Annotated in this window: 25 protein-coding genes; 8 read left to right on the forward strand and 17 right to left on the reverse strand. The window is 38.1% G+C overall.

Annotated features, from left to right (window positions below; translation table 11 throughout):
- Nucleotides 1–2: 2 nt before the first annotated feature.
- Entirely contained in the window at nucleotides 3–419 is a 417-nt protein-coding gene (gene folK, locus DRF60_RS14655) for a 2-amino-4-hydroxy-6-hydroxymethyldihydropteridine diphosphokinase (RefSeq protein WP_116012764.1), read from the reverse strand.
- Between the two features lie 20 nt (nucleotides 420–439).
- Between folK and sppA the strand changes: the two genes are divergently transcribed.
- Complete coding sequence (gene sppA, locus DRF60_RS14660) at nucleotides 440–2,194, forward strand: signal peptide peptidase SppA (RefSeq protein WP_116012765.1); 1,755 nt, start codon at nucleotides 440–442, stop codon at nucleotides 2,192–2,194.
- A gap of 71 nt (nucleotides 2,195–2,265) precedes the next feature.
- Here the strand turns inward: sppA and DRF60_RS14665 are convergent, their stop codons facing one another.
- From DRF60_RS14665 to rpmB, 6 genes are all read right to left on the reverse strand, one after another.
- Nucleotides 2,266–2,520: a GlsB/YeaQ/YmgE family stress response membrane protein gene (locus tag DRF60_RS14665; protein WP_116012766.1), complete on the reverse strand. Its 255-nt coding sequence runs from the start codon at nucleotides 2,518–2,520 to the stop codon at nucleotides 2,266–2,268.
- Nucleotides 2,521–2,588: 68 nt separating this feature from the next.
- Nucleotides 2,589–3,542, reverse strand: coding sequence for a signal recognition particle-docking protein FtsY (gene ftsY / locus DRF60_RS14670; protein WP_111960541.1), 954 nt, complete (start codon nucleotides 3,540–3,542; stop codon nucleotides 2,589–2,591).
- A 9-nt stretch (nucleotides 3,543–3,551) separates the two neighbouring features.
- Nucleotides 3,552–4,019, reverse strand: coding sequence for a RidA family protein (locus tag DRF60_RS14675; protein ID WP_116012767.1), 468 nt, complete (start codon nucleotides 4,017–4,019; stop codon nucleotides 3,552–3,554).
- 97 nt (nucleotides 4,020–4,116) lie between these two features.
- A complete protein-coding gene (locus tag DRF60_RS14680; RefSeq protein WP_002976755.1) occupies nucleotides 4,117–4,269 on the reverse strand; it encodes a DUF4295 domain-containing protein in 153 nt (50 codons plus the stop codon).
- A 19-nt stretch (nucleotides 4,270–4,288) separates the two neighbouring features.
- The gene (gene rpmG / locus DRF60_RS14685; RefSeq protein WP_007841812.1) at nucleotides 4,289–4,471 is read right to left on the reverse strand and encodes a 50S ribosomal protein L33; all 183 of its coding nucleotides are present in this window, start codon (nucleotides 4,469–4,471) and stop codon (nucleotides 4,289–4,291) included.
- 6 nt (nucleotides 4,472–4,477) lie between these two features.
- Nucleotides 4,478–4,720 (reverse strand): 50S ribosomal protein L28, encoded by a 243-nt coding sequence (rpmB, locus tag DRF60_RS14690; RefSeq protein WP_002976757.1) that lies wholly within the window; start codon nucleotides 4,718–4,720, stop codon nucleotides 4,478–4,480.
- A gap of 240 nt (nucleotides 4,721–4,960) precedes the next feature.
- Here rpmB and DRF60_RS14695 point away from each other — a divergent pair, with 240 nt between their 5' ends.
- Complete coding sequence (locus DRF60_RS14695) at nucleotides 4,961–6,673, forward strand: T9SS type A sorting domain-containing protein (RefSeq protein WP_238640218.1); 1,713 nt, start codon at nucleotides 4,961–4,963, stop codon at nucleotides 6,671–6,673.
- A 102-nt stretch (nucleotides 6,674–6,775) separates the two neighbouring features.
- Here the strand turns inward: DRF60_RS14695 and lnt are convergent, their stop codons facing one another.
- Nucleotides 6,776–8,410: an apolipoprotein N-acyltransferase gene (gene lnt, locus DRF60_RS14700; RefSeq protein ID WP_116012768.1), complete on the reverse strand. Its 1,635-nt coding sequence runs from the start codon at nucleotides 8,408–8,410 to the stop codon at nucleotides 6,776–6,778.
- 55 nt (nucleotides 8,411–8,465) lie between these two features.
- Between lnt and DRF60_RS14705 the strand changes: the two genes are divergently transcribed.
- Nucleotides 8,466–8,888, forward strand: coding sequence for a VanZ family protein (locus DRF60_RS14705; protein WP_116012769.1), 423 nt, complete (start codon nucleotides 8,466–8,468; stop codon nucleotides 8,886–8,888).
- On the opposite strand, the gene proC is transcribed toward DRF60_RS14705, so the two are convergent.
- From proC to DRF60_RS14750, 9 genes are all read right to left on the reverse strand, one after another.
- The gene (gene proC, locus DRF60_RS14710) at nucleotides 8,869–9,672 is read right to left on the reverse strand and encodes a pyrroline-5-carboxylate reductase (RefSeq protein WP_116012770.1); all 804 of its coding nucleotides are present in this window, start codon (nucleotides 9,670–9,672) and stop codon (nucleotides 8,869–8,871) included. The two genes, DRF60_RS14705 and proC, sit on opposite strands and share 20 nt — an antisense overlap.
- A gap of 110 nt (nucleotides 9,673–9,782) precedes the next feature.
- The gene (locus DRF60_RS14715; RefSeq protein WP_116012771.1) at nucleotides 9,783–10,337 is read right to left on the reverse strand and encodes a hypothetical protein; all 555 of its coding nucleotides are present in this window, start codon (nucleotides 10,335–10,337) and stop codon (nucleotides 9,783–9,785) included.
- A gap of 65 nt (nucleotides 10,338–10,402) precedes the next feature.
- Complete coding sequence (locus DRF60_RS14720; protein ID WP_116012772.1) at nucleotides 10,403–11,551, reverse strand: cytochrome-c peroxidase; 1,149 nt, start codon at nucleotides 11,549–11,551, stop codon at nucleotides 10,403–10,405.
- Between the two features lie 3 nt (nucleotides 11,552–11,554).
- Nucleotides 11,555–13,078: a DUF6850 family outer membrane beta-barrel protein gene (locus DRF60_RS14725; RefSeq protein WP_116012773.1), complete on the reverse strand. Its 1,524-nt coding sequence runs from the start codon at nucleotides 13,076–13,078 to the stop codon at nucleotides 11,555–11,557.
- 19 nt (nucleotides 13,079–13,097) lie between these two features.
- Entirely contained in the window at nucleotides 13,098–14,324 is a 1,227-nt protein-coding gene (locus DRF60_RS14730; RefSeq protein ID WP_116012774.1) for a DUF4876 domain-containing protein, read from the reverse strand.
- 20 nt (nucleotides 14,325–14,344) lie between these two features.
- On the reverse strand, nucleotides 14,345–17,098 hold the full coding sequence (locus tag DRF60_RS14735; RefSeq protein WP_116012775.1) for a TonB-dependent receptor: 2,754 nt from the start codon (nucleotides 17,096–17,098) through the stop codon (nucleotides 14,345–14,347).
- A 141-nt stretch (nucleotides 17,099–17,239) separates the two neighbouring features.
- On the reverse strand, nucleotides 17,240–18,253 hold the full coding sequence (gene murB, locus DRF60_RS14740) for a UDP-N-acetylmuramate dehydrogenase (RefSeq protein WP_116012776.1): 1,014 nt from the start codon (nucleotides 18,251–18,253) through the stop codon (nucleotides 17,240–17,242).
- A gap of 4 nt (nucleotides 18,254–18,257) precedes the next feature.
- Nucleotides 18,258–18,746 carry a hypothetical protein gene (locus DRF60_RS14745; RefSeq protein ID WP_116012777.1) on the reverse strand — a complete coding sequence of 163 codons (489 nt, stop codon included), beginning with the start codon at nucleotides 18,744–18,746 and terminating at the stop codon, nucleotides 18,258–18,260.
- A 10-nt stretch (nucleotides 18,747–18,756) separates the two neighbouring features.
- Nucleotides 18,757–19,962, reverse strand: coding sequence for a pyridoxal phosphate-dependent aminotransferase (locus DRF60_RS14750; RefSeq protein ID WP_116012778.1), 1,206 nt, complete (start codon nucleotides 19,960–19,962; stop codon nucleotides 18,757–18,759).
- 402 nt (nucleotides 19,963–20,364) lie between these two features.
- Here DRF60_RS14750 and DRF60_RS14755 point away from each other — a divergent pair, with 402 nt between their 5' ends.
- The 5 genes from DRF60_RS14755 (at nucleotide 20,365) to DRF60_RS14775 (ending at nucleotide 24,810) form a co-directional block, all read left to right on the forward strand.
- Nucleotides 20,365–22,161, forward strand: coding sequence for a T9SS type A sorting domain-containing protein (locus DRF60_RS14755; protein WP_116012779.1), 1,797 nt, complete (start codon nucleotides 20,365–20,367; stop codon nucleotides 22,159–22,161).
- Nucleotides 22,162–22,286: 125 nt separating this feature from the next.
- Nucleotides 22,287–22,769: a DUF1801 domain-containing protein gene (locus DRF60_RS14760; RefSeq protein ID WP_116012780.1), complete on the forward strand. Its 483-nt coding sequence runs from the start codon at nucleotides 22,287–22,289 to the stop codon at nucleotides 22,767–22,769.
- 46 nt (nucleotides 22,770–22,815) lie between these two features.
- Nucleotides 22,816–23,487 carry a YiiX/YebB-like N1pC/P60 family cysteine hydrolase gene (locus DRF60_RS14765; RefSeq protein ID WP_116012781.1) on the forward strand — a complete coding sequence of 224 codons (672 nt, stop codon included), beginning with the start codon at nucleotides 22,816–22,818 and terminating at the stop codon, nucleotides 23,485–23,487.
- A gap of 295 nt (nucleotides 23,488–23,782) precedes the next feature.
- Complete coding sequence (locus DRF60_RS14770; RefSeq protein WP_116012782.1) at nucleotides 23,783–24,094, forward strand: NIL domain-containing protein; 312 nt, start codon at nucleotides 23,783–23,785, stop codon at nucleotides 24,092–24,094.
- Nucleotides 24,095–24,258: 164 nt separating this feature from the next.
- Nucleotides 24,259–24,810, forward strand: coding sequence for a LemA family protein (locus DRF60_RS14775; protein ID WP_167443738.1), 552 nt, complete (start codon nucleotides 24,259–24,261; stop codon nucleotides 24,808–24,810).
- Nucleotides 24,811–24,813: the final 3 nt, after the last annotated feature.

A 24,813-nucleotide genomic window follows, 5' to 3' on the forward strand; every position in this document is an offset into this window, starting at 1 on the left:
ATTTAGATAAAATCTTTCAATAATACTTTAGAAAATTCCCTTTCATATAAATGCTTTTGATGGGGTATTTCTAACCTTTCTGATCTGAATATCAGATCGTTATATTTAATGATATCAATATCTATTATTCTATCGCTATAACCGCCAGATGCAGATGAATCCTTGATTCTTCCCATTCCAACTTCTATATCTTTGATAAAATCAAGCAGTTGGATCGGCGATAAAGACGTGAATATTTCTGATGCAATATTACAAAAAATATTGGAACTAACAAATTCTATTGGTTCGGTTATTAAAAATTCGCTTATTTGTGAAATGTAATTCCCTCCTTCACTGATTTTTTGTAAAGCCAGTTCTATATTTTTTTTTTGATCTCCCAGGTTACTTCCTAGTAACAAAACTACCTTATGCTGCGACATATTGGAAAATTGATTGATTTATGAGAAGTTTCTTTAAAAACGTACTGGCAAATATAGTGGCTATTGTCCTATTGTGTGCCTTATTTTTCGTCTTTTTCATTATGATGCTTGTGTTCAGTTCTATGGGGAATGACAAATCTGTTGTGGTGAAAAAAAATTCCGTTCTTACGATTAATTTAAAGACTAATATAATAGACAGCCCTACTGAAGAGGAAATGGGATTGTTCAACATCAGTGATAAAAGCAAGAGCGTTATGTTGTATGATGCGCTGGAGGCCATTAGAAAAGCCAAGACTGATGATAATATTAAAGGTATAAGTATTGAAGCTGATCATGTGCATGCCGGAATGACGCAGATAGATGATATCAGAAATGCTCTTGAAGATTTTAAAAAGAGTGGAAAATTTGTGTATGCCTACGGTAATGCTGTTTCTCAGTCTTCTTATTATTTAGGATCGGTTGCTGACAAGTATTATCTCAATCCATCAGGAATGATAGAATTAAAAGGATTGGCTACAGAGGTTACATTCTTTAAAGATTTTGCTGATAAATACGGGATCGGTATAGAAGTCATAAGACACGGGAAATTTAAATCAGCGGTTGAGCCTTTTTTAAGAAATGATATTTCTCCCGAAAATAAAGAACAGCTGGGTACTCTTTTAAACGATATATGGAAAAGTACATCTACTAAAATGGCTGTTTCAAGAAAAATAGATACGGCACAGTTTAAAATGGTTGTTGACAGCTTATATGGGATGATCCCTGAATTAGGATTAAAGTACAAGCTTGCCGACAAACTGATCCAGAAAACAGAGTATGATCAGATGATAAAATCAAAGCTTAGCCTCAAAGAAAAAGAAAAGTTGAATAAAGTATCCTTAGCAGGATATATTAGTTCTTATGCGGATGAAGATAAGTCCGGTGAAAAAGTAGCTGTTCTGTATGCTTCAGGGGGAATTAACAATGGTGATAGTTATAACGAGATCTATTCCGAAAAATATGTAAAATATATCAAAAATCTTCAAAATGATGATAAAGTAAAAGCAGTTGTTTTCAGGATCAATTCTCCGGGTGGAAGTGCCAATGCTTCAGATGAAATTCTATTTGAATTGCAGCAGCTGAAAAAGAAAAAGCCATTAATAGTTTCCTTTGGTGACTATGCCGCTTCCGGAGGGTATTATATTGCGATGGCAGCAGATAAAATTTATTCAGAGCCAAATACATTGACTGGATCTATTGGAGTTTTCGGAGTGATACCTTATTATAAAGATATCGCAAACAAAAACGGTATCCGTTCAGATATTGTTGCTACCAATGCCAATTCTCAGTATTATTCACCGCTGAACGGCGTTACCCCTTACGGAGTAAATCTGATCACCAGAAGTGTTGAAGGAACCTATAAAAGATTTGTACATTTTGTAACACAAAACAGAAAACAGACTTTTGAGCAGATCGACAGTGTTGGAGGTGGAAGAGTATGGAGTGGGGTACGTGCCAAGGAGATTGGCCTTGTTGATGAACTTGGAACACTGAATGACGCTGTACAGTTTGCAGCAAAAAAAGCAGGATTGAAGTCTTACCATGTGTCTTCTTATCCTAAAAGAATGTCTCCGTTTGAGCAGATCTTCAAAGATCTGAATGAAGAAGATATTTCTGCAAGAATCATTAAAAATAAAATAGGTAAAGCCAACTATGAAATTTTTCAGCAGATTACCAATGAAAAGCTGCAGTCTGAGGTGAAAATGGAAATGCCTTACCAGATCAAGATCAACTAAATTAAATTATATTCTACAAAAAATCCCGGAGCTGAAATTCAGTTCCGGGATTTTATTTTTATTTGTTTGTATTAGCTTTTCTTCGTGGCCATTCCGTAAATCCAGAGAACGATTAAAGCTCCTCCGACAGCTAAAAGCATGCTTCTGAAATCGAAACTGTCTGTAGTTCCCCATCCCAAAAAACTGCCTATAAATCCTCCTACGAAAGCTCCAACAATACCTAAGATAATCGTCATCAGCCAGCCGCCGCCTTGCGTTCCAGGCATAATAAGTTTTGCAATTGCGCCCGCGATAAGACCAAATATGATCCAAGTTAAAATTCCCATAGTCCTAAATTTTTAATTGTTAATAATGTGTAATTTGATATCTAAGTTAAAGAAAAATATGATAAATATCATCTTTTCTTGAAAAAAGAGTCTACAAATTCTGTACCATTAAACAATTGAAGGTCCTGCATCTTTTCACCTACCCCTATATATTTTACCGGAATCTGGAACTGATCTGATATCCCTATAACAACACCTCCTTTAGCTGTGCCGTCCAGCTTTGTTACTGCCAATGCATTTACTTCTGTAGCTGCTGTAAACTGTTTTGCCTGTTCAAATGCATTTTGTCCTGTAGATCCGTCAAGAACCAGCAGAATCTCATGAGGAGCATCAGGAATTACTTTCTGCATTACCCTTTTGATCTTCGAAAGCTCATTCATCAGATTAATCTTATTATGAAGTCTTCCCGCAGTATCAATGATCACGACATCTGCGCCTTGGGCAACAGCGCTTTGTACCGTGTCAAAGGCAACAGAAGCCGGATCTGAGCCCATATCCTGTTTTACGATGGGAACTCCCACTCTCTCGCTCCAGATAGTAAGCTGGTCTACCGCTGCTGCTCTGAATGTATCTGCTGCCCCAAGGACAACCTTTTTTCCTTCAGACTTAAACTGGTGAGCAAGTTTCCCGATTGTAGTGGTTTTCCCTACACCATTTACACCAACTACCATGATGACGTACGGTTTTTTCGAGCTGTCTATATTTCCTGTTCCCGCATGAGGATTTTCAAGAAGAAGTCCTGAGATTTCTTCACGGAGAATATTATCAAGTTCGCCTACACCCACATATTTATCGCGGGCAACGCGTTCTTCAATTCTTTCTATGATTTTGATGGTTGTAGATGCGCCTACGTCAGATGCAATCAGTATTTCTTCCAGATTATCCAGTACTTCATCATCTACTTTGCTTTTACCGACTACGGCTTTCGTCATTTTTTCAAAGAAACCCTGGCTGGATTTTTCCAGACCTTTATCTAAAGTTTCTTTTTCTTCTTTTTTGAAAATATTTTTAAACCAACTCATAGTTCATTCTTATTTGTTTTTTATAACTGCCGTAGCCTCTACTTCTATAAGGACGTCATCTCTGAAAAGACGACTCACTTCCACAAGGCTGCTTACGGGAGGATTTTGAAGGTTGATATACAAGTCACGGATTTTTCTAAAGTCTGGTGTTTTGGAAATATCAGTAATGAAGATTCCCAGTTTTACAATATCCTTTCCTGTAGCTCCATATTCTTTCAGGATGAATTCAATGTTTTTAAAAACCTGTTGGGTCTGCTTCTCAACATTGTTTCCTACAAGATTACCCGAAGCATCCAGCGGTACTTGTCCTGAAAGCAAAAGCATTGTAGAAGTTCCACAGTCTATACTTACCGATTGTGAAAGTCCTTTAATGGTAAAAACTTGCGAGGAGCCTTTGTATTCTACATTGTTCATTTTTTCCTGACCGAATGAAAATAGAAAAATTTCTGTGAAAACCAGAATAAAAATCTTTTTCATATGGATATATTTAATTGATTAATAATCTGGTGAACAAAGATAACAAAAAAACTACCCAAAATATGAGTAGTTTTTTATATTGTAAATAAAGTGGAGATTATTTCTTCAAATAACCGTCTACTTCGTCTGCATTCATTACTTTTTCTTCGAAAACGTAAGCACCTGACTTAGATGACTTAACCATTTTCACAACTTTAGTCATTTTCTTTGACTGACCGCTTTGTAGGGTTGCTACTACTTTCTTTGCCATGGTAAATTATATTTATAAATTACTTGATTTCTTTGTGAACTGTAACTTTCTTAAGAACAGGATTGTACTTTTTCAATTCCAGTCTCTCAGTAGTGTTCTTTTTATTTTTAGTAGAAATGTATCTTGACATTCCCGCCATACCACTCTCTTTGTGCTCTGTACATTCAAGGATTACCTGAACTCTGTTTCCTTTTTTTGCCATGATTTATTAATTCTTTTTAATCAATCCGTTTCTAGTAGCTCTTTCAATAGCTTCCTCGATTCCAATCTTGTTAATCACTCTCAATCCATGAGCTGATACTTTCAGTGTTACGTGCTTATCTTGCTCCGGAAGGTAAAACTTCTTCTCCAATAAGTTAATTTCAAAACGACGCTTCGTTTTGTTATTAGCGTGAGAAACGTTGTTACCAACCATTGCACGCTTTCCTGTTATTTGGCAAATTCTTGACATATCTCGATGTTCTTATTTGTATAATATTTGAGGTTGCAAAATAACGAAGAATTTTTTAGATAGACAAATCTTTTAGAAAATATTTATAAATAACTGACTGATTAATAATCATGAATTTTAAAATAAAATAATTTCCGAGACAAGCTGAGCCAAGTGACTGATATATTTCATGTAAACTTTCCGGTAAATGCAAATCCGAATGTTCTACCTTTGTTTTTAATTAATCTAAATAAAAATAATATGAAGAGGATTTATATTCTTTTATCTATGCTTCCTGTTGGTCTGATGGCTCAGGATTATACTGAAATCCAGTCCGGTATGGAAAATTTTTACTACGGATCGGCTGATACGGCTGATATGGATGGTGACGGAAAGCAGGATGCAGTGATCAACGGAGCCATTGATACTGACAATGATGGAAATGTTGATGCCTCTTTTAACGAAGTATACAAAAATAACGGTACTTCACTGGAGCCTTATGCTAGCCTGGGAGTGAATGCAACGCATTTGGGAGATATAAAATTCATGGATTTTAATAATGACGGTCTTCTGGATATTATTTCTACAGGATTAAGCTATGATGATGTCGTTAATTATAAACATTACAGGTTCCGGAACTCAGGAACGGGTTTTATTAATGAAGCCGTGCTTGACGGGAAAATCTACGGATCTTTAGAAGTGTTTGACTTCAATAATGACGGCAAAATGGATTACGCTGTCAATGGAACTCAATATGTAGAAGGAGCGGGTTTTCTGAATAACCTTGATTTTTATAAGAATACTGGAACTGATTTTGAGATCTTTAAAGGCTGGCAATCCGGAACACAGAACGGAAGCTTTAAGTTTGTGGATCTCAATAATGATCATCTTCTCGATCTTGTTATTCTGGGAATGGAGCAAGGTGATCATCCGGTCTGTAAAGTATATCTGAACCAGGCAGGAACACTGATACCTTCGCAGGATCTTGTTGCCCTGACGGGCGGGAAAATGGATTTCGCAGACTTCAATGCGGATGGCTATCAGGATATTGTCATTACAGGCCAGGATGACAGCTATTCCGGATTTCTCGCCGTACTGATGAATGATGGAACCGGTCATCTGAACACACAGCAGATAAACGCTGGTGAGATCTCGGATTCATCTGTAGCTGCTGGTGATCTGAATAATGACGGATATTATGATTTTATTGTTTCCGGCAATGATGAAAACAGCGATGCAGTGGTCAAAACTTTTCTCTACAATCCTTCCACTCAAAATTTTACTGAAAATATACCTACAGGACTGCATACTTTAGGAGGGCCGGGGTTTGTGAATTTACTTGACTTTGACAATAACCACCGTCTGGATGTCGTATTGGCCGGATTTGATTGGGCTGATCCGGGCATGCCTTCACTTACCAAAATTTTCAAAAACACTTCTACGGAAGTTAACCTGAAGCCTGTACCTCCTGCAGTCCTTAATGTAACAAAGACCGGAAACCGTTTTAATTTCTCATGGAGCGGTGCATCTGATGATAAGACACCAGCAAATGCCCTTCGTTACGAGATCAAAGTTGGATCTACTCCCGGATCTGCTAATATTGCAAAATATGTCGTAACAACACCGTCATGGTTCCTGGATCTGGATTCTTCTGTTCAGAATGTATATTGGAGCGTAAGATCTATAGATGCTTCAAAGGTTTTTTCAGATGCTTCAGCACAGTCCACATTGGGAACGCGTGATGTAGCAATAAACAGTAAGTTTTCAGTATATCCGAATCCGGCATCAGAGAAAGTATTTATTAAAGGAGAAAAAGTTTGGGACGTTGAAATATATTCTATGGATGGAAGAAAACAGAATGTTGTTTTGAATAATGATCAGTCGATCAATGTGTCACACCTCACGAAAGGAACTTATTTATTAAAACTGAAAATTAAAAACGAGATAACCACTCAAAAACTTATGATTAAATAAAACTGAAGAGTTCTATTAGTAAGAAAAGCCAGGCGTCCAGCTGGCTTTTCTGTTTTTTCAGTGTATGATTTACTTAAAGACTTTGCAGTCAAATTATTAAGATTATGCTTTCTTAGTCCTGTTCCTCAACTTTTCGATCAAAAAGTAAAACAGTAAAAAGCCCAGAGCGAAAATGGAAAACCTTGATAACAGATCTCCGGCTCTTGTATAGAAGGTCATTGTTTCGTAAAGATTCACTTTGGCGAATAATGTTGTTTTATCCCCATAGAAAGTATCAGCTACCACTTCTCCTTTTGCATTGATATGGGCGGATATGCCACTGTTGGCTGCACGCGCAATTTCTCTTCGGGTTTCTATGGCTCTCAATTTTGCATACGATAAAAGCTGTTTGTGTCCTTCTGTGACGCCCCACCAGGAATCATTGGTCATGATGCCTAAGAAATTGGCACCTTTTTTTACATAATCTGTGGTAAATTCTCCGTAGATGCTTTCGTAGCAGATGATAGGTGCCAATCTGCCTTTATTGTAAGGATTTGAAAAAGATTTTCTTTCTTCATCTATTCCTAAAGAAGCCACGGTTCCGCCCAGATTAAGCATGGCATCTCCCAGAAGCGGTTTTAAAACACTCATATATGGGAAGATTTCCACACCCGGAACAAGTTTTCCTTTGTGATACACCTGAACTTTCTGTTGTGGCGCAAGCTGAATAGCCGTGTTATAGCTTTCTACCCAAAGTTCGGGATTAACCTGATAAGCTTCCTTGGGGATGTTCTCCTGGTTTTTATAAAAACGGTGTGAAGAAATTCCGGTTGCAAAAACAGCTCCCGGATGTTTTGTTAAAAATTCTTTCACATTATTTAAAAGCAGACTTTTCTCAAAAGCAGTTTCGGAGATTGATCCTCTTCCGGGAAGGGCTGTTTCCGGGGCAATATAATAATCAATTTTTCCTTTTGAATTGTTTTCAGCTAAAGTTAAAAGGTCATTTTCAATGGTTAGGCTGTCTTTTGAATACTTTTCAGCGTAAGGATCAAGATCCGGCTGTAGCATCAGAACATTGACCTGCCCGGAAGGCTTTTCATCAAAATTATTGTATTTGATCAAGGAGATAATCATTGGAAGAATGATTAAGGCAGTGATAATTGAGCTATTTTTGATCAGATCTTTTCTTTTTCTTCCTGCTTCCCAGGTTCTTAAAGTATAAAAAATCAAAACATTGATTAATAAGATCCAGAAGCTTCCACCGGTGGCGCCCAGGGTGTCATACCACTGTATTAATTTAGGGTAATCTGAAAACACATTTCCTAAATTCAGCCATGGCCATGTTAGTTCCCAGTTAAGATGAAATTTTTCAAAACTCATCCATATGGCGATCAGAAATCCTAATCCCCAGTAGGTTCCCTGTGCATTTTTGTACCAGTGATAACATTGGAAAACAAGAGAATAAAGGAAAGAATTAACCAAAACGGGAAATACAACCGCCATCATGGAATGACTTCCGTCCGGATTCTTGGAGCCGTATAGCCATCCTGTTGTTACAATATTCCAGATCACAAAACAAAGATAGGATAGGCCGAAGATCATCCAGCTTTTTCTTTTGTACGATGAAAATTTTGAGATTCCATGTTCCATCATTAAAAGCGGAACAAGGGCAAAAAATATAAAGAAAGGAACTCCGTAAGTAGGCCACGAAACAGACAGTAGCATTGCTGAAATGAGCGTAAGTAATATGTATTTCATTAAATTAATTTAACACACAAATTTAATGTTTTTGAAATGAATACATTTGTACCTGATGTTAAAGAAATCTTATAAAATTATTATTGTTCCGTATATGCTGTTTTTGCTTTATCTTATGTTTTTGGGGATGGGCAGGTTTCAGTATGAAGATAACCTGATCAGGATAGAGCCGGTTTTGTCTACCGTACAGTTTATCCGCAATACGATTGAGTGGAAGGATATTGTCATTATTGTTTTAGGTAATATTATAATGTTCATTCCTTTTGGCTTTCTCGGTTGGATATTTCCTCAACTAAAGGATTTGAAAATGCTGCTCTATGCTTTTATTTCTGCCATCGTTATTGTTGAGGCGCTTCAGTATTTTTCCAGAATGGGAATATTTGAGGTAGACGATGTCATTCTTAATACTTTCGGTGTTTATCTGGGATGGCTGCTCTGCAGGTTTATTGAAAAGAGATTTAGCCGTTTAATTCTTTAGCCCGTTTTTCAGCATTCAAAATTCCGTCTTTTAAAATTTCTTTTAAATGCCGCTCTTCAAATGTCTTTAAGGCTGCTTCGGTTGTTCCGCCTTTGGATGCTACATCTCTAATAAGTTCTTCAAGGCTTTTTTCAGAATTGTTGATCAGGTGATAAGCGCCAAGCATCGTCTGCTGTACAAACAGTTTAGAAAGATTTTCATCGATACCCATTTCTACGCCTGCTTTGATCATGGCATCTACTATATAATAAAAATAGGCAGGTCCGCTTCCTGAAAGGGCTGTAACCCCGTCCAGAAGGTCTTCGTTTTCGAGATAAACCGACCTTCCCGTACTGTTCAAGAGTCTTTCAATATTGATGAGCTGACTAAAGGAAATGCCATTGGCAGCCGTGTAACCGGTAATTCCCATTCCCAAAAGGGTAGGAGAGTTCGGCATGGCTCTTACCACAAGCGGGTGATTTAATAATTGTTGAATTTTTTCAATTTTAATTCCGGCCATAATGGAAAGAACCATCTGGTTTTCTTTTAGTGTGAACCTGAAATTCTGGGCCACATGCTGGAAATCCTGAGGTTTTACGGCTACTATGATAAGATCGGCATCCAGTTCCTGGGTTTCTTCAAAAGTGGAGATTTTAGATTTCGGGAAATCTTCGGCAATTTTAGAGATTTTAGTCTCGCTGCGGGTGATCAGGTGAAGATGCTCCGGCTTGATCAGTTCGTATTTTAAAAATGATTTTGAAAAGGATAAGCCCATATTTCCGGCTCCTAAAATAGCTATTTTCATATTGGTGTTCTCTATTCTTTACTCTTTGTTCTCTACTTTTTGTTCTCTACTCTTTATTTTTCACTATTCACTATTCACTATTCACTATTCACTATTCACTCTTAACTTTTTTACTTCAGATATTTTCTGAAAACTTTAGAATAGTTGTCGTTGAAATTAATAAGATCTATACTTTTAAAAGAAATTTTCCGCGGCTTTTTATCAATTCTGCCTGCCGGATCGTAGTTGTTAATGAGGACCGACTTACTGCTGACTTCTAAAATTTCACCAATTGAAAATAAGAAGTTTTTATTTTTTGTGCTCTCAACAGCGCAATGAAAATCCTGTTTTTTAATGGATTTAAAAAGAGATTCGGCATTGTCTAAATTCGTTTTCTTAATAATATCTTCATTAAACCGGATCAGCTTTTCATCTGCATAGATCGCCTTTGAAATTTTATCATATTGATTGTTTCGGATGCTGATGACTCTGTTGTAGGGAACAATTTTAGTGCCTGCCAGGGTAAAATCATTGGTTTCTTCCATCATAAGAAAATGATCGGAGAATTTTACCGGAAAACCATAGATCGCAGAATCATCATCAAGAGTAACTTTGACAAAGTCTATATTCCGGATATGTTTCTGAATTACTTTTTTAAATTCCTTTTCTGAATACTTTTTAGCCATAATCCCGATATTTTTAGCTAAAATAAAACTATTTAACCAAAAGTAGGGTCTGAATCAGGTTAAATCTATTCCGTCGGAAATTCCGGGCGTCTCATTTTAAATTTTGTTCCTGAAAGAGATTCCAGGAAAGAAACGAGTGCTTTGGTTTCTTCTTTCGTTAAGTTCAGAGGCTTTAATAAAGGGTCGGTAACAGGGTGCATCGGGTCCAGTTTCTTTTTTTCAGGACTGGGGTCCAGCTGGTGCATTCCGCTGTTGTAAATATTCACAACACCTTCTAGATCGCCGAACAGTCCGTTGTGCATCCACGGTTGGGTAAGCATCAGATCTCTTAATTGCGGGGTACGGAATTTACCCACATCTTCAGGCTTTTTGGTAACGTCATACAATCCCAAATCCTGGTATTTCTTTTTGTAATACGTAAGCCCGATATTGTGGAAGGATTCATCTGTAAGATACTGTCCGTTATGACAGTTCATGCAGCGGGCTTTGGTACGGAAGATATGCATTCCGTAGATTTCTTCGTCTGATAAAGCATTGTATTTTCCTTCCAGGAATTTGTCGAAACGGCTCGGCTGGCTTTTGATGGTTTTCTGGAAATCGGCAATCGCTTTTACAATCCGGTCATACGTCACTTTATCTGTGCCATATGCTTTTTTGAACAGTTCTCGATACCCTTTCACAGCCTGTATTTTGGCAGGCAGGGTTTTTACATCCATGGCCATTTCGTGATGGGCGCCCAGCGGTCCGGCAGCCTGCTCTTCCAGGGTTTTTGCCCTTCCGTCCCAGAAAAACGACTGTCGTTCTGAAATATTATACAGGGAGATGGAGTTTCTGTTGCCTAAAAGATGGTCGCTTCCCAAAGCAACACGTCTCCGGTCTGACCAGCCCATTTCAGGATCGTGGCATGAGCTGCACGAAACCTGGCTTGATTTGGATAATTTAGGATCAAAGAAGAGCATTTTACCTAAAATAACACCAGGCTTATCCTGCTCAGTGAAAAAAGCGGTATCATTTTTAATGGGAGCAAATTCTTTCCATTTAACTCCGTAATCGATATCGGGTTTCGGCCAGTCTGTGATGGCTTTTTTGTAGCTTTTTACAATATCCTCAATATCCGGATCCTGAATATTCGAAAGATCCTGATTTACTTTAGATGTAAAACTCCACAATACCAATAAAACCAATCCTAAAACCCAATATATACCTCTTTTCATCACTTAAAATGTTATTCCGATACTTCCTCCTGCAAAATTATTATTTTTTTCCTGAATTTTTTGTGATTGATACTGTGCACTTACAAAGAATGCAGGCAGTTTTTCAAGCTTAAAATCATATCTTAAAGATGCTCCGAATGTGGTGATATCACTGGCCTGGAAATTGAAATCCTGAAGAATCCATTCGTTGACCCCGGCGTTTGGTGTGGTTGCCAGTGCATTGATGAATTTATTCACTTTTCTTGTGGAAAAATAAGGCTGGAATGTCAGCACCTGACGGTCATTAATCTGCTGTTTTAGATCTGCATTGATCCCGAAATAGATGTAAACAAATTTCTGCCCGGCATCAGGAAATAATCTTCTTTCTTTAATGTCCTCACGCCTGAAAAAAGGAACTGCTGTCACCGAAAAATTATCTTTGGTGTACTGATAGAAACCTTTTATAGTAGTTTCATAATTTTCCCTGCGGAAGGATTCTCTTTTAAAAATCTGGGTTAAAGCGACGGTATTCAGGGAATAGCCATATTCGGAGCCGGTATTTCTTGCCGCTCTGTAGTTGACCAATAAACCTAATCTGTGTTTTTCATGAACCGTGAAGAACTTGGCACCTTCTATTTCAAGGTTTTCATTCTTCAGATCAGAAATATCAAAGAAATTATTGGAACCGTCATTATAACTTTTCATATTGTTACCCGTTCCTGCGGATGCCTGAAGGTAAAAATCCCGGCCTCCGTTTCCAGAAATCTGAATTCCTCCTTTGTAAGAAAATTCTTCAAACGTATTTTTCGGCAATGTTCCTCCATTGAAAAGATAGTTCGAAAAACCGAAGCCTGACATCTGATAGACGTAAGGTCTTCCCAATAAGCTCTGGAAGTTCACAGAGTTGTTCTGGGTGTATTTATTCAATTCACCGAAAATACCTATTTCGTAATCTCTGAAAACCTTGTAGTTCAGTCCGGCATTGATCTTCAGATCAGAAGTGGTGCTTCTCATTCTCGGATCTCTTGAACGGTATCCAAGCTGTGCAGAATAGCTTACCTGTCCGGCAATAGTCCAGCGGTTCAGCTTTTGGAGATAACCACCGGCAAACTGATAGCGTTCAAGGTTTAGTTTTCCTCCTACAGAATCTGCTGTAGTGTAAGGGGCAACGCGGTCATAATCTAGAGTTTCATTCCATTTTACAGAATTGACTTTTAAATTCTGATAGTTTGCATTTCCCCAGACATAGCGGTTGGGCTTTAGTTTTTGGAAAGATTTTGCTTCTACCGTTAAGCCTTTGCTGCCGCTTCCCAATTGCTGGCGGTAGCTTTTTTCATTGTTGTCATGATATCCGGCATTAAATTCCGAGAAGGAAACAGAACTATAATCCGACATAGCTGCCGGATTATAGTAAAATTGAGTTTTAAAATTTCTTTCTGTGCTGTACTGGTTGTTCAGGGTTTTGAAAAGACTCAGGCTGTCCTGAGCTTCTACCGTCAGCGAAAACCCGATCAGTAGTAATAAGAAAGATCCTTTTGTATGCAGCATAATAAAGTAATCTAAACTTTTAGTGTACAATACCGTTTTTCAGACTTGGTTCAGAGTCTTTGGTGAAGTCATTAGACGAATTGTTGGTATCCATATAAAGGTTTTTACCGTTGTCCATCTGTCCTGTTACTTTACGTCTTACAGATTTTCCGAAACGGGTTGGGTCCTTGTCAATGGTTCCTACCGATGTCCATCCTCCGTCGATACTTGCTGAAGTCAGAACATGAACGAACTTGGTTGAAATACTGTTGTTTACTCCATCTATGATCCATGAGTTCGGAATAGCATAGGCGCTTTTTGAAGTAACTCCTCCCGCACTGTTCTGGTACGTGTAATCGTATTTGAAATTCGTAAGGAATGTATTTTCATCTTCTCCGGCAGGGAAGCGTGCGATAATATAGCTTTCAAATCCACGGTCGTGAAGGAAAAACATATTGAAGTTCATCTGTGAATAAATGATCTTTGCATTCGGTACAGAAGGGTTGTCCACCTGTCCCAGTGCAGGGTTTACAGACGGGAATTCAAAATTCGCGTTGTGAAGATCATACGCTGTACTTGTATTGGCCTGGTGATTAATGGCATTGTCTGCAATAACGATGAAGTCACCTGGCTGTACCGGGTATTCGGTTCCGGCTCCCGGTAGAACCATCACTGCTTTTACTGCAAATGAAAGGTTTTTGCTGTATGGAGTAGGGTTTTTGTCATCCGTTGTCAGGAATTCCGACTGTCCCAGAATAAGCTTGTCAGCGTACAGTACTTTTTTCGTATTGTTGGTTAATTTGAAATAACGGCTTGAATTGTAGTTTTTCCCGTCAGAGGTTTTTACCCCGGTAAAGAAAACTTCCTCAATCACAAAATCTTCATGGAATTTTTTAAGAATCAACGGAATCTCAAGGTTGGTGATCAATGTTGCGATGTCAGTCTGTGCAGAAGCGCCCACTCCGATCTCATCATTGCTGGAAATAACCACACCGTTTACTGTAATTTTATAAGAACCGTAAGGAACCTCGAAAGTATGGATGTTTTTGTTTTGTATGGTTTGTTTAATGATCGCTCCCGTGTTTACTTCTTTCAGCTCTACATCAATGGTTTTGTAAGAAGAAATATTATCTCCCGAAAAAGACAAAGTTAAAGCTCCTTTCTGGGCCGTTGTTACTCCGAAATCATCATCGCTGGAGCAAGAAGTTACCGTAAATGTAGCGGTCATCATTGCTGCTAAACTTAATAGTATAACTCTTTTTTTCATGTTGTTTTCTTTGATATATATTAAAAATTATAATTTAATTCCATTCCGAAATACGGGGTATTCAGTCCTTTTCTGTACACTTTTACATTGTTGAAAGTATAAGGCGCACTGTAATTGAAAAGTCTGTTCACAAACAGTGAAGTCTTTAAGGCTTTGTAGATGCTTTTCGTTATTTTAATATTTCCGGTAAGCGTAAAAGTGGTTAACCGGTCTAAATTATCGGTTACAGACACATTTCTTACCAGCCATTGCTTATAGATGTCTGTTCTGTCGGCATCCGTGAAAGGGTGGATGATGCCGTCCGCTCCATAATAGGAGATAGGCTCAGCAATTCTTCTGTCATTGACCCTGTGATCATACAGGCTTCCCTGTAAAGACGCTGAAACAATCAGATCCAGGCTTGGAAGATAAGTATCGATCAGTAAATTGTAATTGATGTTGGAATTATTATAACCATCATCATTTTTATAAATCCCGTAATAAGGGAATGGTCCTACCCCAATTGATACACTGGGTTTGAAAGCAAAAGGTACGGAATTTCTGTACTGCGTTTTAAACCAGGCACCAGTAAACGTAAACCTTGTATTAATCGCTTTGATCCTTGGCGAAGTATACCCGAATTCAATACCCTGTTTTAAAGTCTCGCTTCCGTTTTCGGTAACCAGATATTCACCAAGGTTTGTTTTTAATTCATAAGGTACGTTCGTAAAATCCGGACCGTTAGGCGTCCATTGGGTAATATCTACCTGCGTAGCATCATACTGCTTGTAGAAATGAGCTGCTGTATGAACCATATTACGGAAACCGTTGTTCATATCTTCTTTAAAATACGTAACGAAAAGCTCGTGGTTTCTGTAGCTCAGGTCAAGACGGATTTCCTTTTTAATACTTTTGGCGGCTTCAATAGCCTTGTTTTCTCTCGACTGAACATACGTCATGAAATTAACGTAGCGGTAACGCTCATCGTTATGATAATAATTCAGTTGGGTGTAATCCCAGTAATCTTTGTTCGGGTAAAGCATCAGAAGCGTAGGCTGCTTGTAGAAAAGACCGTATCCTAAAGTAATGTCCGTTTTCAAAGGATAATTGTTGATCATCAGATGCGGAAGATTGTACTGGAAATTCAATCTCGGTTCTGTAAAAACTTTTTTGCTGATGGCAAATGATTCATCGATCCCGAAATTTTTAGATAGTCTTAAACCTGTATATAAAGTAAATTTATGCTGATCAAGCGCATAGCTCATCTGGTCACCGAAAAATGCAGATAAAAGATTGGACGCCGGAAGCTCATCATAAGCTCTCGGTCTTTCTATATTGACAGAGGCAGACGGAGGCGTTCTCATATCGTATTGCAGACCTTTCCCGTTGTTTTTTGAATACCTCCAGTCAAGTCCGGCTTCATAATTATGGGTAATTCCACCTGTTTTTCTTACGCCATTCGCTTTGAATAATGCGGTGATATCCAAAGGTCTTCCTTCCGTTGAAAAATTGGCCACATAACGAAGGTTCGGATAAAATCCTACATTCTCGCCCTGCTCAGTAGCCAGAGAGAATGAACGCGGGCCCGAAAGCTGAATCAGTTTTACCTGTTCAATCTTTTCAAAGCCTTGACGGATAGCCGTGTTTAAAGTCAATTTATTGAAGAAAGAAGCCTTATCCAGCTGATAAATAAAATTATTGGTCAGGCTGATTCTTGTATTGGTGGATTCGTATTTATCCGTTGAAGGATATCCGTTGTCCGGATCGTATTTTAATTTGTCAATATTCGTTGAAAAGTCAATATTCGATCTCCATTCCAAAGGTCTGCCCCATAAATTTGACATTTTTTTGGAACGGATAGAAGCTGTGATCCGCTGGTAATTTTCAAATTCATTCGTTGGATCAGATTTGGAATCAAGATAATCCGCACTTGCACTCAGCTGCCATTTATCCGTTATTTTAAAACCCTTGCTTACATAATACTGTTTGCTGTAGCCATCCGCTTTGAAGCGTGCCTGTAAAGGGGATTGTCCTATTTTTCGTTCTATTTTGATCAGCCCGGAAGTCAGGTCACCATAAGATGCAGAAGGAATTCCTCTGATGATTTCTACTTTTTCAATATCATTCGTAGGAATCGTTCTCATATCTACCCCTGAAAAAGCCGTTTCTCTGCCCATGGGAGCTTGTAAAAACTGCTTTGGGTCCACTGAAAGCTGCAAATCTGCATTGGAATTAATGATGTTGTCATCCACCATAAACTGAACACCAAGTGAAGAGGTGCTGTATTTATCACCCGAAAGTCCGCCTGTATTTTCTCTCAGGGTAGCTTTATTGACACCGTTTAAAGAAGGAAATTTTGCCAGTCCGCCGGGTAATAGTTCCATCAGATCGGTAAAACTTGACGGCTGTAAATGCTGCATCGCCTGCCTGTCTATCACAGATTTGGTGGTTAGTCCCTTGCTTTCTTTAGAGAATATAACAATCTCTTCCAGTTTGTTGACAGATTGTAGTTGAACCGTTAAGTTCTGTCCGCCGGATATTGTTACGCTGAGTTCTTTTTCCTGGTAATTAAGATGAGTAATTTTTAGATTATACTTTCCATTTGGAAGGGTGAGAGTAGCACTGCCGTTTTTGTCTGTAATTGTGGAGATCTGGTTAATAGTAATAGAAGCTTCTTCCAGCTCTTTGTTTTTGTCATTAAAAACAGTAATGTTTAACTGGTATTTTTCATCTTGAGCATAAATATATTGCGTGCAGAAAATGAAAAAGAAAGCGAAAGATAAAAATCTGATCATTCTAATTTATTCTAAATAAAAATTCAAGCGCAAAAGTATCGAATATAATAATGCGAATAAATATTTATTTAGAATAAATTAAAATAATTGATAAAAATCAGAAATATAATTGAAAAAAAATTACATAATACCCTGTGTGATTTATATAATATTCACCTCTCTTTCCAGCTCTATCCCAAACTTTTCTTTTACAGAATTAATAATTTCTGTAGAAAAATCAAAAATTTCTTTTCCGGTGGCATTTCCTGTAGCATTCACAATGACTAATGCCTGGAGTTTATGTGATGCTGCATTTCCAAGCTGTTTCCCTTTCCATCCGCACTGTTCAATTAGCCATCCGGCAGGGACTTTTACCACATTTCCGTTTGGGTAGCCTGGAATGTTTTCAAATTTTAGCTTTAAATCTTCAAATTGGGTGAGAGGAATAGTTGGGTTTTTGAAAAAACTTCCGGCATTTCCGGTCACTTTTGGATCCGGAAGCTTGCCCTGTCTGATATTGATGACCGCTTTGGAAACATCCTGAATGGTAGGAAGAGTGATACCTAAATTTTCCAGCTCCGTTTTTATTGCTCCATATTCTGTTTTAATGTGGTGATTCTTCTTTGTTAATTTAAATCTCACTTCCAGAATCACATACCTTCCTTTTCCTTCCTGTTTGAAAATAGAATCCCTGTAGCCGAAACGACAGTCTTCAAGATTAAAGGTTTTAAGCTCAAGATTTTCAAGATCTAGAACGATACAGTTGACAAAAACGTCTTTTATTTCCGTTCCGTAAGCTCCGATATTCTGCATGGGTGATGTTCCTACATTACCAGGAATCAATGACAGGTTTTCCAGTCCGCCGTAGTTTTTTTTAAGGCTGTACATCACAAATTCGTGCCAGTTTTCTCCGGCTTTTGCTGTTACAAGCACTTCGTTTTCATTAAGATCTTGTTCGGAAATTCCTTTTAAGCTGAGTTTAATGGCAAGGCCGTCAAAATCTTTCGTCAGCAGAATATTGCTTCCGCCACCTAAAAATAAAATCTGAAGATGATGGTCTTTGGAATATTTGACCGCAACCCTGAGCTGTTCAAGGTTTTGTACTTCAGTAAAGTATTTTGCTCTGGCATCAACACCAAATGTATTGTAAGGCTTTAAGGAGAAATTTTCTTGCATGTTTTTATTGATATTCTGTGGGAAGAATGAGGTTGAGCTGTTCTTTAAACTGTTTCAGCTGCCTGTAATGCAGTGTGTCAGCATAAGAATTAACATAAATATGTGACTTTTTCGGAGTTCTGATCTGAAAAGTTTCGTCGATGCCGTCTACAGACTGTTTGCTTGGAGAACTTTGTATCTCATCAAGATCTTTAGTATGGATCGAAGAGATCAGCTGTTTCCAGATCTGTGCATTGATGGCTGTGCTCCATTCTTTATGAATTTGGCGGGCTGTGATACCCTTTTCTGCATGTATAGAGTCTTTTGTGACTTTAATGATCTTATAATCGCCCTGGCCACCACCGATATTGGATACACTGATGAAAGTTATCTCATTCGGATTTTTATGAGTAGCTGGGTTCTGTTCCTTTGTCTTGTCACAGGAAAAAAATGCCGGCACCAAAAACATTGAAAACAGAAGCTTCAGGTAATTATTTTTTATTGCCGGCACCATAGATTATATTTTAGAGGCTAAATTCTTCTCTGTATTTTTTCAAAGCTTCTTTAAGGATTTCTGCACTTCTCTTAAGATCTTCTTCTTTTAAAACGTAGGCAATTCTTACCTGCTTTTTCCCTAATTCAGGATCGCTGTAAAAACCTCCTGCAGGAGCTACCATGATCGTTTCCTTATTAAGGGAATATTTTTCTAGCAGCCACTGTGCAAATTTTTCCGTATCATCCACCGGAAGCTCTGCTACACAGTAGAAAGCTCCTCTTGGCTTAGGGCAAATAACCCCCGGAATAGCGTTCAGAAGATCTACCAACACATTTCTTCTGTGTGTATATTCTTCTCTTACCGCTCTGATGTAGGCCCCATCGTTCTGGTGAGCTGCTGTTGCTGCGATCTGTCCCAAAAGAACCGGGCTCAGTCTTGCCTGTGCAAAAAGCATGGCTGCATCATGAATTTTTTTGGAACGCGTCAGCATACACCCGATTCTTACTCCGCACATAGAATAACGCTTGGATTCTGAATCGATGATGATACAATTTTCGCTCAGTTCCGGAAAATCCAGCATAGAGATCTGCTGTTTTCCGTCATAAACATATTCCCTGTATACTTCGTCGGAGATGACAACGATATCATATTTCAAAGCAATTTCTGCCAGCTGCTGAAGCTCTTCACGGGTGTAAAGATATCCTGTAGGGTTGCCCGGGTTGCAGATAACGATTGCTCTTGTCTTTTCTGTGATCTTTTTCTCAAATTCTTCGATTGGAGGAAGAGCAAAACCAGTGTCAATGGTAGACGGAACCGCTACAACATTAACGTTGAATGTGCTGGTAAAACCATTGTAATTAGCATAGTAAGGTTCAGGAATGATTACTTCGTCGCCATCATCACATAAAGTGGAAATGGCAAAGTTTAATGCTTCAGACCCTCCGTTAGTTACAATGAAATTATTAGGTGTCAGATCCGAAAAACCTAAGGTGTGGTAATACTCTGTAAGGGCTTTTCTGTACTCTATATTACCTTCAGAAAGCGCATATTCCAATACTTTAAGATCAATATTCTTTAAAGCATTTAAAGCCGTTTCCGGTGTTTCAATATCAGGCTGACCGATGTTGAGGTGATATACTTTTATTCCCTGTTGTTTCGCTTTTAATGCGTAAGGAACCAGTTTTCTTACCGGCGATGGCGGCATATGCTGTGCTCTGTTTGAAATATTTGGCATTGTTCAAAAAATTTGTATGGCAAAAATAAGATTTAATTTCTCAATAATAAAATAACCTGTTGCTCATTTTGAGTGCTTTTTAATTGTTTTGAAAATCAGTGAATTAAAATTGATTGTTGCTTGTTATGTCGATCACAATTGTAATCCTTTTTATGTATGCTTGATATTGGCTATCAGTTTATTAAAATATTAACGGTTTGAAATGGATTATTGGTCAAAATGAACTGAAATTGTTAAAATAATATATTAAAATGTGAATAAAGTATTTGGTCAGGAATTTATGTTTTCATATAAATTAAATATGTATAATTTAAAATTATTGATTAATTTTTGGTTATTTAATAAAAATTTAAGCTTTGTTTTGATTTTTTTATTAAATTTAAGCGATAATAAAAAATAATTATGAAAACAAATTTACCAGTTAGAGCTCTATCTGTTATGGCTCTTTTTGCGGCAGTAATGATGAGTGCCCAAAACTTTCAGACGATGCCTGTCCAGTCCGGATATACGGCAGATGTAATCGCCAACGGTGTAGGTTCGGCAATGACATCCACTACAGAAGATGTAGACGGAGTGTCTTTTGCTTTTGTAGCTAGAGATTTTCAACTTACTTCCAGCAGTACTCCGCTTACCTATGGGCTTCCGGTTAATGGGATCATTAATTCAGCCGTGGCTTCTACACCAGGGTTGAGCTTCATGCTTGGCGATCTGTCCGGAAACAATTCCTTAAAAATTTCAAGCAATACTGCCGGCAGTAATGCCGGAACACTTACATTTGTAACTCCGGCGGCGGCTTTCAAAATCTATATGCTTTCAACTGGTGGAAGTGGGGCATGTACAGTTAATGTAACAGTTAATTTTACGGACAATACTTCCCAGACATTTTCTGGTGTAGCGATCTCTGATTGGTATGGCGGGTCAAATTATGCCATACAGGGAATCGGACGAATCAACAGAAGCAATAATGTTTTAGAGCCTAATTCTTCCAATCCCAGACTGTACCAGTCTGCTTTAACCATCGATGCAGCCAATCAGACCAAACCTATTCAAAGTATTACGGTAACCAAAGTTGGCGGTACAGGAATCGCAAATGTTTTTGCTTTTTCAGCCGATGCTTATACAGACTGTGTGGCGCCGACGCTTCAGCCTGTAGGTACGCTTACCTCAAATTCTGCTCAGGTTTCATGGACAATACCTGCCAGTGTTCAGGCGGTAAGCTATGATGTTTATTACAGCACCAGCAATACAGCGCCTACAGCCGCAACCGTGCCTAACCATTCTGGAGTTACGGGAACTTCTTTTACCATCCCGTCTTTATCGGCAAGTACGGTTTATTATTATTGGGTAAGAAGCAATTGCAACACGGCAACGTCTCAAAGCAGCTGGTCATTATCAGGAACGTTTACCACTTTGTGTGGTTCGGTGGTTCCTACCTATACTAATGATTTCAGCACCTTTCCTGGAACGTGCTGGACCAGTGGACTTTCCGGCGGGACACCTGCTACAGGACCTACAGGAATAACTTCTTATTGGGCATCGGGTGGATTTTTAGGCACCGGTTCCGGAGGATCAGCAACGATCAATTTATATTCAGCAGGCAGAACAGGCTGGCTAAAAACAGTGCCTTTTGATCTTTCTGCTGGAACATATAAAATTAAATTTGATTATGGTGTAGCGGCTTATCTCAGTACCAGTGCTTCGCCGATGGGATCTGATGATATAATTCAGTTTTTGGTATCCAATGATGGCGGAACGACATGGACTGTTTTAGAAACATGGAATCAGGCTAACGCGCCGACCAATACCTCAACCCAATATGTTTATACTTTAACAGGATATAATAGCGCCAATACCGTATTTGCATTTTACGGAACAGACGGAACAGTGAACGATGCCCCTGACTATAATTTTTATGTAGATAATTTTACTGTTGAGAGTGCGCAGCTGAGTACTTCAGAAGTGAAAGACGGTATTAAGAAAGTTGCGGTTCATCCGAATCCGTTCAAAAATATTCTTTATATCTTAGATAATAGAGAAGTGAAATCTGTAACGGTAGGAGATTCTTCCGGAAGAGCCGTAAAAACGGTCACAGGTGCTGTGAAAGAGCTTGATCTGAGCACACTGAATGCAGGTCTGTATTTTGTTATAATCTACTTCAAAGACGGGTCACAGTCTACCGTGAAGGCTGTCAAAAAATAATTTTTTTTAATGTCAATAAAGTTGAGCGGCAGTGCATTGATGTACTGCTGCTTTTTGTGGATTAAATTTTCGGTTATGGTATTCATAAATTTTGTTATTTTGGGAGAAATTAAAACGTACTGAAAATGCAAATTCCAGCGGATTCTATAACCGATTATATCTCCAAAATTCCTGAAGAAAGGCAGGAAGTATTCAAAAGATTATTTGATACCATAAACGATAACCTGCCAAAAGGCTTCCGTGAAAATATCAGCTACGGCATGGTTGGTTGGGGCGTTCCCCTCGAAACTTATCCGGCTGGCTACCATTGCGTGCCGGGTACGCCATTACCATTTATGGCTCTGGCTTCCCAGAAAAATTTTATTGCATTCTATCACATGGGTATTTATGCAGATCCCGAGCTGTTAAATTGGTTTGTAACCGAATATCCAAAACATTCAAAAAGAAAGCTCGATATGGGGAAATCCTGTGTAAGGTTCAAAAAAATGGATGATATTCCTTTTGAGCTCATTGCCGAGGTCAGTAAAAAAATAACGGTTGAAGACTGGATTAATACCTATGAAACACAGTTTAAGAAAGGTAAAGAATCTGTTTCGAAAGAAAAATAGCTTAATAATTTGTAAATCCTGATTGTGCCCGGCAATAAAAAATACTATGATTAAATTTAAAAAAGATCTGTTTCAAAAAATTCCTCAAGCTCTAGCCTATACCTTTTTCCTCGCTGTGATTTTGTTATTGCAGCAATGTGCCCCTCAAGCTAAATCCGGGAAGCTGAAGAACGGGGATCTGCTTTTTGTGACTGCTAAAGAAACCGGATTATCAGGAGCGATTAATAATGTGACACAAAAACAGAAAGAGGCATCATTTGATCATATAGGAATTGTAGAAAAAGAAAACAATCACTGGTATGTACTGCATGCAGCTCCCAAAGGCGGTTCCCAAAAGCAAGACCTGAAATCTTTTCTCGCAGATCAGGCTGATGACGGCCAGAAAGTGATAATCTACCGTCTCAAACCGGAATACCGGACCTCTATTCCCAATGCCCTTAAAAAAGCAGAATCTATGGTAGGGAAACCTTATAACTTGTATTATATCCTGGATGAAAATTCTTATTACTGTTCAGATTATATAGAAAGAGCATTCAGGGACGACCATATATTCAAGCTGGAACCTATGACATTCATTGATCCAAAAACGGGTAAAACCAATGATTTCTGGATAGAATTTTACAAAAAGAAGAATCTGAAAGTCCCTGAAGGTGAGCTGGGGTGTAATCCCAATGGACTGGCCGCTTCAGAAAGGCTTGAAAGAATAGGAGAGTTGTGAATATGGATAAAGTATAAAGTATAAAGTATAAAGTATAAAGTATAAAGTATAAAGTATAAAGTATAAAGTTGCCCCGAAAGACTATTTATTCTTAGGGGTATTTTTTTAAACCCAGGATAATTGCGGGAAATTTGATGAGATAGTTGTTCCGGTATTAAGCTAAAAGAATTTAGTTAAAATTAAAAATATTAGTCCACTAATTTGGTAGACTAATATTTTTTTATATTTTTGTCAAAGATTTAATGCAAAAGCAGCCATGATCTAAGAAAATGTTTAACCAAAAAATTGTTTAGTGATGATTACATCTAATCCTACGCTGCAGGTTTTACCCAACACAATTAGCCTGCCTAAAAAAGAACTGATACTGGAAATAGAGTTAAATGGCAAAATGAAATTTGAGCATTTAATGAACGCTGTCTATAATCAGTTTGGGATCTGCCACAAGGTGCTTTCTGCTAATGTAGAATATGTGAACGGAAACAGTTTTGGTTCAGTACAATTATATATTAACGTTAATTCAGAAGATTACCAGCAGCTGGAATTTTACCTGAATAAAAATAAGCTTTTAAATACCATGGTGGAATATAACTGCCGTAAGTATTTTTAAAGGAGATTCATATAGTTTTAATTACAACAAAGCATCCGGTTTTTTATCGCATGCTTTTTTTATTGTAGCTCTTCTAATAATTTAAAAATGAATATATTGTATTCTTAATTTTATTTCCGATTCAAAAAAAACAGTATTTTTAATGAATACAAACATAAAAAATTATGACTATAGTTATTATCATTGCTTTAATTGCAGTATTCCTTATTTATGCAGTATCCATCTACAACCGCCTGGTAAAATTGAAAAATCTGGTCCAGGAGGCCTGGAGCAGTATTGATGTTATGCTTAAGAAGCGCCATGACCTTATCCCTAACCTTGTGGAAACTGTAAAAGGCTATGCAATCCATGAACGGGAAACACTTGACAGTGTGATAAGAGCCAGAACCCAGGCTGTAGGAGCAGATTCGGTTCAGGCTAAAGAAGCTGCAGAAAAAAATCTGAATCAGGCTATGATGAATTTGTTTGCCGTAGCGGAACAGTATCCTGATCTGAAAGCCAATACCAACTTTCAGCAGTTGCAGAGCGAGATTACCTCTATCGAGAATGATGTGGAGAAATCCAGAAGATATTATAACGGAACTGTCCGTGAAAACAATACGTTGGTTGAATCTTTCCCAAGCAACATCATCGCCAATATGTACAAGTTTGAGAAATCACCTTTCTTCGAGCTTGAAAATATTGCAGAAAGGCAAGTTCCAACCGTAAAATTCTGAGAA

The organism is Chryseobacterium elymi (assembly GCF_003385495.1).
In the GTDB taxonomy this organism is placed as follows: domain Bacteria; phylum Bacteroidota; class Bacteroidia; order Flavobacteriales; family Weeksellaceae; genus Chryseobacterium; species Chryseobacterium elymi.

Coding starts and splice junctions, on each gene's coding strand:
- DRF60_RS14775 (WP_167443738.1), top strand. CDS start 24,259: ATGACTATAGTTATTATCATTGCTTTAATTGCAGTATTCCTTATTTAT.
- DRF60_RS14695 (WP_238640218.1), top strand. CDS start 4,961: ATGAAGAGGATTTATATTCTTTTATCTATGCTTCCTGTTGGTCTGATG.
- DRF60_RS14770 (WP_116012782.1), top strand. CDS start 23,783: ATGATTACATCTAATCCTACGCTGCAGGTTTTACCCAACACAATTAGC.
- ftsY (WP_111960541.1), bottom strand. CDS start 3,542: ATGAGTTGGTTTAAAAATATTTTCAAAAAAGAAGAAAAAGAAACTTTA.
- DRF60_RS14760 (WP_116012780.1), top strand. CDS start 22,287: ATGCAAATTCCAGCGGATTCTATAACCGATTATATCTCCAAAATTCCT.
- DRF60_RS14725 (WP_116012773.1), bottom strand. CDS start 13,078: ATGCTGCATACAAAAGGATCTTTCTTATTACTACTGATCGGGTTTTCG.
- sppA (WP_116012765.1), top strand. CDS start 440: ATGAGAAGTTTCTTTAAAAACGTACTGGCAAATATAGTGGCTATTGTC.
- DRF60_RS14765 (WP_116012781.1), top strand. CDS start 22,816: ATGATTAAATTTAAAAAAGATCTGTTTCAAAAAATTCCTCAAGCTCTA.
- folK (WP_116012764.1), bottom strand. CDS start 419: ATGTCGCAGCATAAGGTAGTTTTGTTACTAGGAAGTAACCTGGGAGAT.
- DRF60_RS14665 (WP_116012766.1), bottom strand. CDS start 2,520: ATGGGAATTTTAACTTGGATCATATTTGGTCTTATCGCGGGCGCAATT.
- DRF60_RS14755 (WP_116012779.1), top strand. CDS start 20,365: ATGAAAACAAATTTACCAGTTAGAGCTCTATCTGTTATGGCTCTTTTT.
- DRF60_RS14705 (WP_116012769.1), top strand. CDS start 8,466: ATGTTAAAGAAATCTTATAAAATTATTATTGTTCCGTATATGCTGTTT.
- DRF60_RS14735 (WP_116012775.1), bottom strand. CDS start 17,098: ATGATCAGATTTTTATCTTTCGCTTTCTTTTTCATTTTCTGCACGCAA.
- DRF60_RS14715 (WP_116012771.1), bottom strand. CDS start 10,337: ATGGCTAAAAAGTATTCAGAAAAGGAATTTAAAAAAGTAATTCAGAAA.
- murB (WP_116012776.1), bottom strand. CDS start 18,253: ATGCAAGAAAATTTCTCCTTAAAGCCTTACAATACATTTGGTGTTGAT.
- lnt (WP_116012768.1), bottom strand. CDS start 8,410: ATGAAATACATATTACTTACGCTCATTTCAGCAATGCTACTGTCTGTT.
- DRF60_RS14675 (WP_116012767.1), bottom strand. CDS start 4,019: ATGAAAAAGATTTTTATTCTGGTTTTCACAGAAATTTTTCTATTTTCA.
- proC (WP_116012770.1), bottom strand. CDS start 9,672: ATGAAAATAGCTATTTTAGGAGCCGGAAATATGGGCTTATCCTTTTCA.
- DRF60_RS14720 (WP_116012772.1), bottom strand. CDS start 11,551: ATGAAAAGAGGTATATATTGGGTTTTAGGATTGGTTTTATTGGTATTG.
- DRF60_RS14730 (WP_116012774.1), bottom strand. CDS start 14,324: ATGAAAAAAAGAGTTATACTATTAAGTTTAGCAGCAATGATGACCGCT.
- rpmG (WP_007841812.1), bottom strand. CDS start 4,471: ATGGCAAAAAAAGGAAACAGAGTTCAGGTAATCCTTGAATGTACAGAG.
- DRF60_RS14750 (WP_116012778.1), bottom strand. CDS start 19,962: ATGCCAAATATTTCAAACAGAGCACAGCATATGCCGCCATCGCCGGTA.
- rpmB (WP_002976757.1), bottom strand. CDS start 4,720: ATGTCAAGAATTTGCCAAATAACAGGAAAGCGTGCAATGGTTGGTAAC.
- DRF60_RS14680 (WP_002976755.1), bottom strand. CDS start 4,269: ATGGCAAAGAAAGTAGTAGCAACCCTACAAAGCGGTCAGTCAAAGAAA.
- DRF60_RS14745 (WP_116012777.1), bottom strand. CDS start 18,746: ATGGTGCCGGCAATAAAAAATAATTACCTGAAGCTTCTGTTTTCAATG.